Origin of the sequence: Cupriavidus sp. OV096 (assembly GCF_900115455.1) — a bacterium.
Lineage (GTDB): Bacteria > Pseudomonadota > Gammaproteobacteria > Burkholderiales > Burkholderiaceae > Cupriavidus.
The window spans coordinates 202,492-217,488 of the sequence record NZ_FOWM01000005.1 but is presented as its reverse complement, the minus strand read 5'-3'; the positions used below and the strand labels follow the sequence as shown (position 1 = coordinate 217,488).

The 14,997-nt window shown below is 68.9% G+C and carries 11 protein-coding genes; 2 read left to right on the top strand and 9 right to left on the bottom strand.

All coding sequences use genetic code 11. From position 1 onward, the window contains the following. Positions 1 to 88: 88 nt before the first annotated feature. Positions 89 to 931, top strand: coding sequence for a class II glutamine amidotransferase (locus BM115_RS13930; protein WP_092294738.1), 843 nt, complete (start codon positions 89 to 91; stop codon positions 929 to 931). Positions 932 to 983: 52 nt separating this feature from the next. Here the strand turns inward: BM115_RS13930 and BM115_RS13925 are convergent, their stop codons facing one another. The 4 genes from BM115_RS13925 to imuA form a co-directional block, all read right to left on the bottom strand. After that, on the bottom strand, positions 984 to 1,409 hold the full coding sequence (locus tag BM115_RS13925) for a phasin family protein (protein WP_092294736.1): 426 nt from the start codon (positions 1,407 to 1,409) through the stop codon (positions 984 to 986). Positions 1,410 to 1,533: 124 nt separating this feature from the next. After that, the gene (locus BM115_RS13920; protein WP_092294734.1) at positions 1,534 to 5,055 is read right to left on the bottom strand and encodes an error-prone DNA polymerase; all 3,522 of its coding nucleotides are present in this window, start codon (positions 5,053 to 5,055) and stop codon (positions 1,534 to 1,536) included. Positions 5,056 to 5,085: 30 nt separating this feature from the next. Continuing rightward, positions 5,086 to 6,666 (bottom strand): Y-family DNA polymerase, encoded by a 1,581-nt coding sequence (locus tag BM115_RS13915; RefSeq protein ID WP_092294732.1) that lies wholly within the window; start codon positions 6,664 to 6,666, stop codon positions 5,086 to 5,088. Continuing rightward, entirely contained in the window at positions 6,593 to 7,486 is an 894-nt protein-coding gene (gene imuA / locus BM115_RS13910; protein WP_092295095.1) for a translesion DNA synthesis-associated protein ImuA, read from the bottom strand. The genes BM115_RS13915 and imuA overlap by 74 nt, the downstream gene beginning before the upstream one ends. Before the next feature lie 283 nt (positions 7,487 to 7,769). Between imuA and BM115_RS13905 the strand changes: the two genes are divergently transcribed. After that, on the top strand, positions 7,770 to 8,069 hold the full coding sequence (locus tag BM115_RS13905) for a hypothetical protein (protein ID WP_255370816.1): 300 nt from the start codon (positions 7,770 to 7,772) through the stop codon (positions 8,067 to 8,069). Between the two features lie 31 nt (positions 8,070 to 8,100). Here BM115_RS13905 and BM115_RS13900 read toward each other — a convergent pair whose 3' ends face one another. From BM115_RS13900 to BM115_RS13880, 5 genes are all read right to left on the bottom strand, one after another. Then, positions 8,101 to 8,598: a DUF1579 domain-containing protein gene (locus BM115_RS13900; protein WP_092294728.1), complete on the bottom strand. Its 498-nt coding sequence runs from the start codon at positions 8,596 to 8,598 to the stop codon at positions 8,101 to 8,103. 169 nt (positions 8,599 to 8,767) lie between these two features. Continuing rightward, the gene (locus BM115_RS13895) at positions 8,768 to 9,136 is read right to left on the bottom strand and encodes a DUF2880 domain-containing protein (RefSeq protein ID WP_143093892.1); all 369 of its coding nucleotides are present in this window, start codon (positions 9,134 to 9,136) and stop codon (positions 8,768 to 8,770) included. Between the two features lie 107 nt (positions 9,137 to 9,243). Continuing rightward, positions 9,244 to 12,360 (bottom strand): efflux RND transporter permease subunit, encoded by a 3,117-nt coding sequence (locus BM115_RS13890; protein ID WP_092294724.1) that lies wholly within the window; start codon positions 12,358 to 12,360, stop codon positions 9,244 to 9,246. 6 nt (positions 12,361 to 12,366) lie between these two features. Next, positions 12,367 to 13,539, bottom strand: a complete 1,173-nt coding sequence (locus tag BM115_RS13885; RefSeq protein ID WP_092294722.1) for an efflux RND transporter periplasmic adaptor subunit — start codon at positions 13,537 to 13,539, stop codon at positions 12,367 to 12,369. A 2-nt stretch (positions 13,540 to 13,541) separates the two neighbouring features. Then, positions 13,542 to 14,984 (bottom strand): TolC family protein, encoded by a 1,443-nt coding sequence (locus BM115_RS13880; RefSeq protein ID WP_092295093.1) that lies wholly within the window; start codon positions 14,982 to 14,984, stop codon positions 13,542 to 13,544. Positions 14,985 to 14,997: the final 13 nt, after the last annotated feature.

Below are 14,997 nucleotides of genomic sequence, written 5' to 3'. Positions count from 1 at the left end.
GCAGCACGACTACCATCGGTCGCATCCGTCACAACACGCGCGTAGTTGCTATCCTGAAGTGGAGAGCCCACACACAGGAGACGCCCCCATGTGCCGCTGGCTGGCCTATTCCGGCCGTTCCGTCCCGCTCGAGGCTGTGTTGTTCCAGCCCGAGCACTCCCTGATCGACCAGAGCCTGAACTCCCGGCTGGGCCACACCACGACCAATGGCGACGGCTTCGGCGTGGGCTGGTACGGGCGGCATTCGGAGTTGCCGTTCCGCTATCGCGGCCTGCACCCGGCGTGGAGCGACACCAACCTGCGCGAGGCCGCCCGGGCGGTGCGGGCGCCGCTGTTCGTCGCTCATATCCGGGCGGCCACCGGCACGCCCACCCAGGAAACCAACTGTCACCCGTTCCGCTTCGGGCGCTGGCTGTTCGTCCACAACGGGCTGATCCGCGACTTTCCGCTGGTGCGGCGCGACCTGATGATGGCGGTGGCGCCGCATCTGTTCCGCTGGATCGAGGGTTCGACCGACTCCGAGGTGATGTTCTTCCTGGCGCTGACGTTCGGGCTGGAGCGCGACCCGCGCGGCGCGCTGGAGCAGATGGCCGGCCTGATCGAGGAGGTGGGGCATCGCCACGACGTGGAGCACCCGCTGAACATGACCGTTTGCGTCATGGACGGCCAGCAGATCGTGGCCGTGCGCTATTCCAGCGAAAACGCGTCGCGCTCGCTGTTCCACAGCACCTCGTTCCGGCAGCTACGGGCGCTCTATCCGGAAGACCCGCGCATCATCGCCGCCGGCGACGACGCCTTTCTGGTGCTGTCCGAGCCCCTGATCGACGTGCAAGGCGTCTGGGAGGAAATCCCCGAGGCCACGATCCTGGTGGGCAAGGGCGGCGAGATCCAGCACCTGCGGTTCACGCCCCGGCTGCCGGTGCGGGCCTGAGCGGGCCTGGGCGGGCACCCCCGGCCGGGCCCGGATCGTCGTTACCCGTCGCTTACTTCCCGGGCATTTTCATCAGCCGCTTGGCCTCTTCGATGTTCTGCTCGGCGCGCTGGGTCATCACGGCCAGCGCTTCCGCTTGCGATTTCTGGGCCATTTCCGCCAGTTCGCGCATGTTGTTGAACGCCGTCTGCAAGCCTTGCTGGACGAACTCGCCCTGCCGGGCCATGGCCGCGGCAGGATCGCCGCCTGCGGTCAGCTTCTGGGCCGCGGCCTGAATCTCCTGCATGCTCTGGCTCAGGATCTCGGCCTGCTTTTGCACCAGCGCCTGCATGCCTTCGTAGGCAATCTTGTTGGCCTCCGTGATGGCGTCGATATCCTTGCGCCGGGCTTCGATCACCGCCGTCATGTCGACGCCGGGCAGCTTGTACTGTTCGAGCAACTTGGTGAAATCGGTAAACGGATTGGGCGATGTTGCCATGACGCATCTCCTCGTTGAGGTGGGGGAAAGCCGAAAAACCGGGCAGATCGTGCTGGCCGATCGCGGCGCGGTTGCCTAAGTGTAGGTGCTACGGGCGACGGATACGATGCTCGCCGGCCATCCCTCAATGAAAATCCCGGCTCTCCGCCATCAGCTTGCCCAGCAGCGGGCTCAGGTCGACCAGTTCCTGCGCCACCAGGTGCCTGACCTCGCCTTGCCTTTGCCAGGTGCCGATCACGCCCAGCAGCTTGGCGCCGAGCACCTCCTTGCGCTGCCGCTCCACCAGGTCGGGCCAGATGATCACGTTGATCGGCCCGGTTTCGTCCTCGATGGAGGTAAAAATGGTGCCGTTGGCCGTGGAGGGGCGCTGGCGCACCGTGACGATGCCGCACGCGCGCACGCGGCGGCCGTTGCCCAGCCGCGATAGCTGCTGCGCCGTGAGGAACTTGAGCGCCGTCAGGCGGCGGCGCAGCAGGGTCAGCGGGTGGCATTTCAGGGAGAGCCCCAGGCTGGCGTAGTCGGCGGCCACGTCTTCGCCGATCTTCGGCTCGGGCAGCAGCAGCTCGGCTTCGGCCGGGGGTGCCTCGTGCAGCAGGTCGCGGTGCACGGACTGCACCGCCGCGCCGCGCGCCAGCCAACGCGCCTGGCGCCGGTGGCCGGCCAGCGACACCAGCGCGTCGGCCGCCGCCAGGACGTCGATGTCGTGCTTGTCCAGCCCCGCGCGCCGTGCCAGGTCTTCCACGCTCTCGAACGGCCGTTCGGCCCGCGCCGCCTCGATGCGCAGCGCGGCATCCTCGCGCATGCCGCGCACGCGGCCCAGCCCCAGCCGCACGTCGCGGTAGCGCTGGCCGGGGCGGCGGGCCTCCAGCGCGCTCTCCCAGCCGCTGACGGTCACGTCCACGGGCTGCGTCACCACGTCATGCCGGCGCGCGTCCTGCACCAGTTGCGACGGCGAATAGAAGCCCATCGGGTGGCTGTTCAGCAGGCCGCACAGGAAGGCATCGGGATGATGGCACTTGAGCCACGCGCTCACGTAGACCAGCTTCGCGAAGCTCGCCGCGTGGCTCTCCGGGAAGCCGTACTCGCCAAACCCCTCGATCTGCTTGCAGATGGCCAGCGCGAAGGACTCGGGATAGCCGCGCGTGGTCAGCGCGCGCACCAGCGCATCCTGGTGCTTCTTGAGATCGCCGCGCCGCCGCCACGCCGCCATCGAGCGGCGCAGCTGGTCTGCCTGCCCCGGCGTGAAACCGGCCGCGTCGATGGCGAGCTGCATCACCTGCTCCTGGAAGATCGGCACGCCCAGCGTGCGGCCCAGCACGCGGCGGATCACGTCGTTGAAGTAGGTCGGCAGCTTGCCGGTGCGGCGCAGCGCCTCGCGCCGCTTGAGGTAGGGGTGCACCATGCCGCCCTGGATCGGTCCCGGCCTCACGATGGCCACCTCCACCACGAGATCGTAATATTTGCGCGGCTGCAGGCGCGGCAGCATCGACTGCTGCGCGCGCGACTCGATCTGGAACACACCCACGGTATCCGCCTTGCAGATCATGTCGTAGGTGGCGTCGTCGGTCTCGGGCAGGTCTTCCATGCGGCACGGCAGCCCGGCCCGCTCGGGCTCGGGATTCGGGATCATCGCCAGCGCGCGCCGGATGGCGGTGAGCATGCCGAGCGCGAGCACATCCACCTTGAGCAGCCCCAGCGATTCGAGGTCGTCCTTGTCCCACTGGATCACGCTGCGGTCGGCCATGGCCGCGTTCTCGATCGGCACCAGCCGCGACAGCTTGTGCCGCGCGATCACGAAGCCGCCCACGTGCTGCGACAGATGGCGCGGAAAGCCGCGCAGCTGCTCGGTCAGGCTCGCCCATTGCCGCACGGCCGGGGAGTCGGGGTCCAGGCCATAGCGCGTAATGCGCTCCAGGAACGCCGTGCCGCCATCCCACCACGCCTGGCCCTTGACCACCTGCTCCACCACGCTCGGGTCGATGCCGAGCGCGCGCCCCACGTCCCGCAGCGCGCTACGGGAGCGATAGGTGATCAGCGACGCCGCCAGCGCGGCCCGATGCCGGCCGTACTTCTCGTAGATGTACTGGATCACCTCCTCGCGCCGCTGGTGCTCGAAATCGACGTCGATATCGGGCGGCTCGTCGCGCTCGCGCGAGAGGAATCGGCCGAACAGCAGGTTGGCCTGCTCCGGGCTCACCTCGGTGATATGCAGGCAGTAGCAGACCAGCGAGTTGGCGGCCGAGCCCCGGCCCTGGCACAGGATGCCGCGCTGGCGCGCGAAGCGCACGATGTCGTGCACGGTCAGGAAGAACGGCTCGTAGTGCTTTTCCTCGATCAGTTCGAGTTCGCCCTCAAGCTGCGCCTCCCACTCGGGCTCCATGCCGTGCGGAAAGCGCTCGCGGCTGCCCCGCTCCACCTCCTTGCGCAGGTAGCTGATCGGCGTCTCGCCGTCGGGCACCAGTTCCTCGGGGTATTCGTAGCGCAGCGTGTCCAGCGAGAACCGGCACTGATCGGCAATTTTCAGCGTCTGCGCCAGCGCCTCGCGCGGATAGAGCCGCGACACCACCTGCCGCATGCGCAGGTGCGCCTCGGCATTGGGCGCCAGCGCCATGCCGCAGGCGGGCAGCGGCTGGCCGAGCCGGATGGCGGTCAGCACGTCGGCCAGCGGCTTGCGTGAGCGCACGTGCATGGTCACGGCGCCCGCCGCCACCAGCGGCACGCCGGTTTCCGCCGACACGGCCTGGAGCCGGGTGCGATGCAGCGCCTCGGCATGGCCCTGCAGCAGTTCCAGCGCGATCCACACGCGCGTGCCGAACGTCTCCCGGCACCACAGCGCCTGCGCGCGCAGCACATCGGGATCGGCGCAGTAGTCGGGCAGCAGGATGGCGAGGCAATCGGGCATGCCGCGCAGGTGCGCCTGATCCGGCTCGGGGCTGGCGAGGTCGGACGGATACAGCAGATAGCTGCCCTTCTCCGCGCGCGTGCGGCCCAGCGTGATGAACTCGCAGAGATTGCCGAAGCCCTCGCGGTTCTGCGCCAGCAGCAGCAGGCGCGGGGGCGGCATGGGCATGGCATAGGGCTCGGGGGGCTGCACGGGGGAGGCCGTCAGCGTGAAGCGGCTGCCGAGGATCACGTTGAACGCATCGGCGGCGGCGGCGCGCGCCTCCAGCACGCGGTGGCGGTGCGCGGCGGCATCGGGGTCGTCGTCCGGGTGGTCGCCCGGGTGGTCGTCCGGGTGGTCGTCCGGGTGGTCGCCGATGAGCGGCAAGGCGTCGGGGTCGCCCTCCTCCATGTCGTCCACATCGTCCATCCCCTCCATTCCATCGGGTGTGAAGGCATGGACCAGCTCGGCATCATCGAACTCGCCGTCCGCCTGCCCCGCCGCCAGCCGGCGGGCGCTGCGCGCCACGGCCTCCCACATCTCCTCGCGCAGCACCTTGATGGCGTGATGCGCGCGCGCCGTGCCCGCCACCGAGCACTCGTCGGTCAGCGCCAGCCCGCTGTAGCCGAGCTGGAATGCGCGCGCGATCAGTTCCTGCGGATGCGAGGCGCCGGTGAGGAACGTGAAGTTCGACACACAGTGCAGCTCCGCGTAATCGGGCAGCGAGGGCAGCAGCGAGGAGAGGCCAGGAAGCGACGACAGCATGGGGAAAACGTCAGGAATATTCAGGCGAAATCAGGCGAACAGCCCGTGCAGGAACCAGCGGTATTCGCCGCCCTCTTCCTGCCCGCTGCGGGTGGGATGGCCGGGGCGCTCGCGATAGACCCAGCAGCGCAGCCCGTCCGCCCGTTCGGCGATGAAATAGTCGCGCGTGGCCAGTCCGCCATCCCACCAGCCGGCTTCGATGCGCTCGGGGCGGGTGAGCATGACCAGCGGGCCTTCGTAGACGGGCCGGTGCCGCTGCACGCGCAGCGGCCGGGGCGCCTCCAGCAGCCACAGCGGCCGTTCGGGCGGCAGCGTGCCGGTGGCGGGCGCGCGGGGCGGCGGCTCGTCCACAGGGCCCCACTGGTTGGCGCATTCGGGGCGATGGTCGGCCAGCGGGCGAGGCTGCAGCACGTTGTCGCGGCCGAGGCGGGCCATCAGCGTATCGATCAGCCGGCCCAGTTCGGCCGGCGCCGCGCCGGGCTCCGGGAACAACGAATCGCTCTGCGGCAAGCAGGTCTCCATCGCCTCCACGCGCAGCGCCAGGCCGCCCACGGGCGCGTGGAAGCGCACCTTGTCGAGCTTCTCGCGCAGCAGCCTGGAAAGATGCACCGGGTCCCGGCTGGGCTGCGCCAGGCCCAGCGGCACCAGCGTGCTGTCCATGTCCTCGCCCAGCCGGTAGCGCTCGTGCTCCAGCACCAGCACGCAGCGCGTAACGCCGGCCTGCTGCGCCGCCAGCCAGCCGGACAGCGCCAGCAGCAGCCGCTGCGCGCCGGCCAGCACCCCGTCGGCCGCTTCGATGCGCCCCGGCAGCTCCATCCGCTGCGCGAAGGCGGGCGGCGCCTCGAACCATGCAAAGCCGGCCGGCGCCTGATCGTAAGCCTGATCGAGCCGCGCCAGCAGTGCCGTGCCGATGCGGCGCGACAGCCCCGCGCGCGGCAACTGCCTCACCTGCCCCAGCGTGCGGCAGCCCACGCCCTCGAGCCAGCCCGGATCGGCCAGCGTCTGCAGGCACGCCACGGGCAGGGCATCGAGCAGGCGCGTCATGCGGGCAGGCTGGATGGCGCGGCGCGCGGGCCGCACGATCCCGCGCCGCGTCCGGCGCAGCGGCTGCCGGGCGAGCCAGGCCGCGCCCTGCGCCGTGGTGCCGCAGCCCAGTTGCGCGAACGTGCCGAGCTGCCGCACCCGCGCGCGGATGGCACGGCACAGCGCGCGGTGCCCGCCGAACAGGCGCAGGCTGGCGGTGACGTCGAGCATCACGGTGGCTGATTCGGCATCCGGGTCGATCGTCACGGCCGGCGTGAAGTGGAGCAGCGTCAGCGCCACGTCGGTCATCAACGCCTCTTCGGCCGGGAGGCTGCGCTCCAGTTGCACGACCTCCGCCGACAGCGCCTGCACGCCGCCGCGCCGCATGCCGAACGCCACGCCGAGGGCCACGGCCGGGCCGTTGGCCAGCACCACGCGCTCGTGCGCCATCACCGCCACGGGCAGCGCCTGTTGCAGCGTGCCGGAGGCGGGGACGGACGGCGCACCGGCGGCCTCAGGCCAGCTCGGTTGCAGCGCGTCCAGCGGCAGGCGCGGCAGATGCACCGCGATCCAGAACGTCGGCAGCATGATGAGGGGGCACCACGGAAGGCGCGGTGGGAGTGACAGGAGCGGTGGGAGTGACGGGCGTGGCGACGCGTGCGGGCACGTGCGCCATGCCGCCCAGCGACAGTTGCAGCGGCGCGTCCCGCACGGGGCCACGGCGCTTGTGGAAGGCAATCGACAGCATGTTGCCGGGCAACGGCGACAGCGCCAGCCGCAGCACGGCCGGCGACGACTCCTGGAGCACGCGCAGGGGCCGCAGCACCCAGACCACGGTATCGCCGGCCTGGGCCAGCACCTGAAGCCGGCGCAGCGCCTCGGGCCGCGCGGCGCCGAGCCACACCAGCACGGCGCCGAACGCCTGGCTGCGCAGCATCTGCTCGGCCGCCCAGAGCATGTCCGTGCGGCGCGAGGCCGGCGGGGTGGCCGCCGGCGGCCGCACCCAGTAGAGCTGTCGCGCAGGCAGGCCGGCCAGCCCCGCCAGCCCAGCGGCATTCGGCAGATAAGGCGGATTGACGAACGCCAGGCGCCGCCCCGCCGCGGCCAGCGTGCGCAACGCCGGCATCAGCAACCGCAGTTCGCCCACGCCATCGTGGGCGAGCAGCAGTTCGGTGACCGCGCCAGCGGGCCAGCCCCCGCCGGGCAACTCCTGCGCCAGCGCGTCATAGCCGCTCGGGCACACGGGCAGCCGGCCGGCATGGCCCAGTTGCCCGGCGCGCCACAGCCCGGGGTAGCGATGCTCGAGTTCGGCCACCGAGGCCCGGTGATCGGGCACGGGATCGGGAGGCGAAGGCAGTGGAGACGCACCATCCTCCTCGGCAGGCAGGATGTGCGGGGGCGCAGTCATGGTGATGAATTCGGCACACGCGGCGGGCGTGCGCAATCGGAAGATTGACGATTACTGTATGTTTATACAGTATCGACGCTGGCGCAAGAGGGGCATGGCCGAAGTGGAACGCGCGCCGCCTCGTTGGACCAAAAGTGGCCCAAAAGGCCCCACATCTCCCACTACAGTGGGGCAACTGCCACGAAACGACGTGGCGGATTGCAAACAAATGTCAATCCGGATTGTGCAGCGCGGGGCAGGTGCGGAAAAATGCGCCCCTATGAAACGGAATACACGTCAATGTGTGCATCTTCTGATCGCCGGTTTGCAGCGCGAGGGTCCGCTGCGCCGCGACGCGCTGGCTGACGCCAGCGGCTTGTCCCCGGAGGAGACCACCCGGGCGCTGAAGGCCGCGCGGCAGATGAGCGTGATCGACCATGTGCCCTACGGCCCGGGCACCCTGCCGGCTGCCGTCTACTACCAGCTGACGGGGCGCGAACTGCCGCCCGCGCGCAAGAGCACGCGCATACCGCCCGCGCCCGACAACCGCTTCCAGCCCCTGCTGGACGCCTGGTGGAACAGCGACGAACTGGACCGGGTCTGAGGCGTCCGGCTTCGACGCCCCTCCCCGCGCCCTACTTCTCCCGCCGATACCGCGCCTGCATGATCTGCATCCATTCGCCGTCATCGCCCTGCATGAATGAGGTCAGCGTGCGGTTGTCATCGTCCTGGAAGGCGATCACGTCGCGGAATTTCGAGGTCTTGCCCGGCACCAGCTTGCCTTCCGGCGTGAAGGTCGGGCCATCGGCGCGCAGCGTCAGCGTGCGGCCATCGGCCTCGAGGTCACCCTCGTAGATCCACATATGGGTCATCATCGACCCGATGAAGGTGCCCACGAAATGCTTGCGCGTGGGGTCATAGCCCAGCGTCATCACCGTGACGGCCTGCCCGCAGCCGGGCATCTCGCCCTCGGAGCGGCCCTGCACCCAGAGGTCGCCCACGGCGCCCACCTGTTCGGGAATCTTCCACTTCTGCGGCGGGGTGTCCGGCCCCATCACCGCCTCGCCTTCGGCCATCCATTTGCCCACCAGCTTCTGCAGCCAGCGGTGTTCGTTGGTCGTTTCGGTCTGCATTGCAACGGTCTCCTGTTGATCGGTTTGATTCAGTCGATGATGTCGCTGCCTATTTGTGTACAGCGTACACAAGAGCTTAGGAGATGGTCCCGTACGTGTAAAGACGCGCCAATGAAAAAGCCGCCAAGATGACAGCATTGTCATCTTGGCGGCTCGCAAACCCTTGTATTTACTGGGGCAGCCGTACCTTCGGCACGATGAACTGGTTGCCGGGCGCGCGCATGACATCACACTGGGCGTCGCCCTTGCGCGTCTCGCCGGCCTGGTTCACGAACTCGACGTTGCCGACCACGCTGTAGAAGTCCTCCGCCACGCGCCGCGTGGTGCCGCGCACCCAGCGGAAGCGGTCGGGGTTCGGCAGCCTGGCCTTGACGGCCTCCATGCAGGCCACGGGTGCCTCGGGTGCCTCGGGGCGTCCGCCGCGCTGGCCCAGTTCGATATTGACGGGCGCCTCGGTAGCGAAGGCGAAGGTCGAGAGCGTGGCAGCAGCCAGCGCCACCAGCATGCGGCGCCCCTGCCGTGAAACCGGCAACGTCATGGAATCCCTCCGAAAAACGAAAAACGGCCGACACGCGTGGCGTGCCGGCCGGCCGTCATTGTACTGCGACGTCAGGGGTCAACGTCAGGGCCAACGTCATACCGCGCCTACACCGACATGTCGCGCGGCTCCGGCTTGCTGTCGTCGAACCAGCGGTACAGCACCGGCACCATCACCAGCGTCAGCAGCGTGGAGGTGATCAGGCCGCCAATCACCACCACGGCCAGCGGACGCTGCACCTCGGAGCCCGGTCCGGTCGAGAACAGGAACGGCACCAGGCCCAGCATGGCGATCGTCGCGGTCATCATCACCGGGCGGAAACGCTGCGTAGCGCCGCGCACCACCGCGTTGCGCAGCGACATGCCCGACTCGCGCAGCGTGCGGATGTACGACACCAGCACCACCCCGTTCAGCACCGCCATGCCCCACAGCGCGATAAAGCCCACGGACGCCGGCACGGACAGGTACTCGCCCGTCACGAACAGCCCGATGATCCCGCCGATTGACGCGAACGGCAGCACCGTGATGATCAGCGTGGCAAAGCGCAGCGAGTTGAACAGCAGGAACAGCAGGAAGAAAATCGCGGCGATGGTGATCGGCACGATGATCTTCAGGTGGCCCATGGCGCGCTCCATGTTCTGGAACTGGCCGCCCCACTCGAAGTAGTAGCCCTCGGGCAGCTTGACCTTGCTCTCGGCCGCGCTCTGGAGTTCGGCCACGAAGCCGCCCAGGTCGCGGTCCTTCACGTTGATCATCACCACCACGCGGCGCTTGGCCATTTCGCGGCTGATCTGCGCCGGGCCGTCGCTGACCTCGATCTTGGCCACGGACTCCAGCGGCACCTGCACGCCGCCCGGCGCCGGCACCAATAGCTGGCGAATGGCCTGCACGTTGTCACGGAAGTCCTCGGGCAGGCGCACCGCCGCCGCGAAGCGGCGCTCGCCCTCGAAGATGTCCGTGGCGCGCTTGCCGCCGATGGCAATCTCGATGATGTCGTGGATGTCCGACACGTTCAGCCCGTAGCGCGCAATCGCCTGCCGGTCGATCTCGATCGACAGGTATTGCTGGCCCGAGATCCGCTCGATCCGCACGTCCTGCGAGCCCTGGATGCCGCCCGCCACGCGCGCGATCTCGCCGGCCAGCTCGCGCAGCTTGTCGAGGTCGTCGCCGAAGATCTTCACCGCCACGTCGGAACGCACGCCGCTGACCATCTCGTCCACGCGGTCCGAGATCGGCTGCGCCATCACGACCTGCACGCCTGGAATGGCCTTGAGCTTCTCGCGAATGGCGTTGGCGATGTCGTCCTGGGTCCAGCCGTCCGGCCACTCGTCGCGCGGCTTCAGGCTGGCGATGGGGGTGGACTCGTTCTGGCCCTGCGGGTCCGCCGGGCTCTCGCCCCGACCCACGCCGGACACCACGGACTTCACGCCCGGCACCTCCAGCACCAGCTTGTTGGCCATCTTCTCGAGCTTGATCGACTCCTCCAGCGAGATGTTCGGCACACGGTCGATGGCGGGCACGATGGAGCCCTCCTTCATCTCGGGGATGAACGAGGTACCCAGCAGCGGCACGATCAGGATCGTCGCGACGAACAGCCCCACCGCCGACAGCACGGTGGTCTTGCTGTTCTGCAGCGCCCAGTGCAGCATGCGCAGGTAGTTGCGCTTCATGAACGCGATGAGCTTGGTGTCATGCTCGGCGCCGCCCTTGAGCAGGTAGGCGGACAGCACCGGCGACAGCGTCAGCGACAGGAACAGCGAGATCGCCAGCGCAATCGAGATCGTGAAAGCCAGCGGCGCGAACATCTTGCCTTCCATGCCGGACAGCGTCATCAGCGGCAGGAACACCAGGATGATGATGCCTACCCCCACGATCACCGGCGTGGCCACCTCCTGCACCGCCTTGACGAGGATCTCGGTGCGGGTCAGCCCCGATTTCTCGGCGTGGCCCAGCCGCTCGAACGCGTTCTCCACCACCACCACGGAGCCATCCACCATCAGGCCGATGGCGATGGCCAGCCCCCCGAGCGACATCAGGTTGGCCGACAGCCCCACCTTGTTCATGACGATGAACGTCATCAGTGGCGTGAGCACCAGCGTGGCCAGCACAATCACCGACGAGCGCACGTCCCCAAGGAACAGGAACAGCACGATCACCACCAGCACCACGCCTTCGAGCAGCACCTTGGTTACGGTCCAGAGCGCGGCGTCCACCAGTTCGCTGCGGTCGTAGTACGGCACGATCTGCAGCTTGCCGGGCAGCATGCCGCGGTCGTTGATCTCGGCCACGCGGGCCTTCACGCGGCTGACCACTTCCTTGGCGTTGCCGCCGCGCATCATCATCACGATGCCGCCCACGGCCTCGGTCTGGCCGTTCTTGACCAGCGCGCCCTGTCGCACCTCGTGGCCGATGGTCACCTGCGCCACGTCGCGCAGGTAGACCGGCGTGCCGTTGACCTCCTTCAGCACGATGCTGCCGATGTCGTCCACGCCCTTGGCCAGGCCCACGCCGCGAATCAGGTACTGCTCGGCATAGTGCGGCAGCACGCCGCCGCCCGAGTTGGCGTTGTTGCGCGCCAGCGCCTGGTAGACCTGCTGGATGTTGACCCCGTAGTGGCGCATCCGCTCCGGGTTGACCAGTGCCTGGTACTGCCGCACGTAGCCGCCCTGCGAGTTGATTTCCGCCACGCCGGGGATCGAGCGCAGCAGCGGCCGCACCACCCAGTCCTGGGCGATGCGGCGCTCGGCCAGCTCCTCCTGCGTCAGTTCGCGGTTGCCATCGTCGGCGCGATCCAGCGTGTACTGGTAGACCTCGCCCAGGCCCGTGGAAACGGGGCCGAGCACCGGCGTCACGTCCGCCGGCATGCGCCCGCCCACCTCGATCAGCCGCTCCATCACCAACTGGCGCGCGAAGTAGACGTCGGTCTTCTCCGTGAACACCAGCGTGATCAGCGACAGGCCCGCCTTGTTCAGCGAGCGCATTTCCTCGAGGCCGGGCAGGCCGGTCATCGACATTTCGATGGGCACCGTGACAAAGCGCTCCACCTCCTCTGGCGAGCGCCCGGTGGCTTCGGTGGCGATCTGCACCTGGACGTTGGTCACGTCCGGGAACGCATCGACCGACAGCTTGCTGGCAGCGCGCAGGCCGAAGAAGAACAACACCACGGCAATCACGCACACCACCAGCCGCTGTTTGATAGCGGCTTCAACTAGGGATGTCATCATGGCCGCTTACCCCTGTTCCAGGCGCTTGCGTTCATTGTCCAGATGGAACGCGCCCTCCACGACCACGCGGTCGCCCGGCTTGATGCCGCCCTGCACCACGCGCATGCCGTCGCTCTCGGCGCCGAGCTTGACCTTGGTGATGCGGTACTGGCCCGGGGAGGTCTCCACGTAGACCTGCTCGTCGTTGCCATCGCGCACCACGGCGGACTCCGGCACCACGAGCTGGTCCACCGGCTTGCCTGCAATCAGCATGCTGGCCAGCATGGCGGGCTTCAGGCGCCCTTCCTTGTTCTCGAGTTCCGTGCGCACCAGCACCGTGCGCGACTGCGGGTTCACGGTGCGGCCGACGTAGATCAGCTTGCCCGTGATGCGGCCGGCGCCATTGGCCACCGACGGCACATCGATATCGACACTCTGGCCCTCGGCCACCTGGGCGGCCTGCTGCTCGGGCACCTCGGCGACTACCCAGACGTGCGAGAGGTCGGCCACGGTGTAGAGCGCGTCGGCGGGCTGCACCACCTGGCCCTGGGCCACGTTGCGCTCCACCACGGTGCCCTGGATGCTGGAGTAGACCGGCGAGTACGAGTCGATGCTGCCGCTCTTGGCCAGCGTGGCAATCGACGCCGCGGACATGCCGAGCACGCGCAGCTGGTCGCGGTAGGCGCGCATCTCGGCGGCGGCGATGGCGTATTCGCTCTCGCGGCGTTGCAGTTCGGCGCGGCCGATCACGTCGGCGGCAAACAGCTGGCGCGCGCGCTCGGCATTGCGGGCCTGCAGCGTGCTCTGCGCCTCGGCCTTCAGGAAGGCCATCTGGGCGGCGCCCAGCTCGCTGCTGTGCAGGCGGGCGAGCACCTGGCCGGCCTTGACCTCCTGGCCGAGGATGCCGTACAGGTCGGTCACCCGGCCGGTCACGCTGGCGCCGATGCGGGACACGCGCTGTTCGTCGAAATCGATGCGGCCGGACACGCGCAGCATCTCGCTGAACGGGGACGTGGCGACGGGCGCCACCTTCAGCGTTTTCTGGAGGTTCTCTTCGGGCTTGACGATGCCGGGCGGCAACTTGGGCGCCTCGGCGGTCGGCTCGGGTTTATCGGAGCAGCCGGCCACGGCCATCAGCATGACCGCGGCGGCGATCAGGGAAAGCAGGCCACGTGGACGATAGGGATGATGGGGGCGCATGATCAGTTCGGAGTCGGCGGATTCGGGGAGTCGGACATCGACGGCGCAGCGGGTGCACCGGGCGCACCGGGTGCGACACCGGCAGCGGTGCCGGGGGCGGTCGACATAAGCTTTTCAATCTGGATGGCGGCAACCTGGAGTTCGTACTGCGCGGAAATCAGTTCGCTGCGGGCGTTGCGCAGCACGCGCTGCGCGTCCAGGTAGTCGAGAATGCCCCGCTCGCCGAAGCGGTAGGCGGCCTCGGCCACGCCCAGCGCGGACTCGGCCTCGCGCACGATGCCGGACTCCAGCGCCGTGACCTGCGCCTGGGTGATCTCGTACTGGCGGTAGGCGGTTTCCAGCTCCTGGTTCAGCTCGAACTCGCGCGCCTCCAGCGCGGTGCGGGCCTGGGTGGCCTGCGCCGCCGCCTCGCCCACCGGGCCGCTGCGGCGGTCCCACAGCGGAATCGTCATGACCAGGCCGATCTGCGACACGTTGTTGTCGGGCTGGCGATCCGTGCTGGCACGCACGGCCACTTCCGGCCAGCGCAGCGAGCGCTGGTAGTCCACACCCAGCCGGGCGCGCTCCAGCTCCATGCGGCGCTGGGCCAGTTCCGCGTTGCCGGCCTGCATGGTGTCGCGCAGCACGGGCAGGTTCGGCACATCCGGCGCGTTGCCCAGGGTGCCGGTCAGGCGGAAGTTCGACGGCAGCGCCCCGCCCACCTGCTGGCGCAGCGCGGTCTTGGCCTGCTCGACGCGCAGCTCGGTGGTCTGGAGCGTCTTCTGGGCGGCCAGCAGTTCGGTCTCGGCCTTGATCAGCTCGTAGCGCGGCGCTTCGCCCACGTCCACACGCACCTTGGCGCGGGAATGGATCTGGCGCATCAGGGACAGGTCTTCCTGCGCGGCGGCCAGCTCGGTCTCGCGGCGCAGCACCTGGTAGTACGAGGTCTTCACGCGCGCGGAGAGGTCGCTGCGGAACCCCTGGCGCACGGCCTGCGAGGCTTCGAACCCGCGTCCGGCCATCTCCTGGCGCAGGCTGCGCTGCTGCGGATAGTCGAACTTCTGGACGAAGGCGTAGGACGGCGCGTTGCCGCTGGCGACACCGGCCTCCTTGCCGTGAAGTCGACCGTACATCACTTCGACCTGAGGATTCGGATAGGCCCGCGCGGTGCTGATGGCCGCGGACGCGGCATCGACATTGGCCTGCGCGGCCTCCACGCCCTTGTTGGTGGACTGGGCCAGCGAGAGCAGGTAAGGCAGGTCGAAGCTGTCGGCAGCGGCCATCGTGGCCGGTGAGGCGGCGCGCGGCAGCGTCACGGGGCCGGACGGCGCGGCAGGCTTGGTGGTGGCGGACTGCGCCACCTTGGGCGCGGCGGCGGAGCCACCGGGCACAGGCTGCGCGGCCATTGCCGGCGCCGCTACCAGCGATAGCGACGCGACCCAGGTCAGCGTTTTATTGATAGTCATGTCGGAATCAATC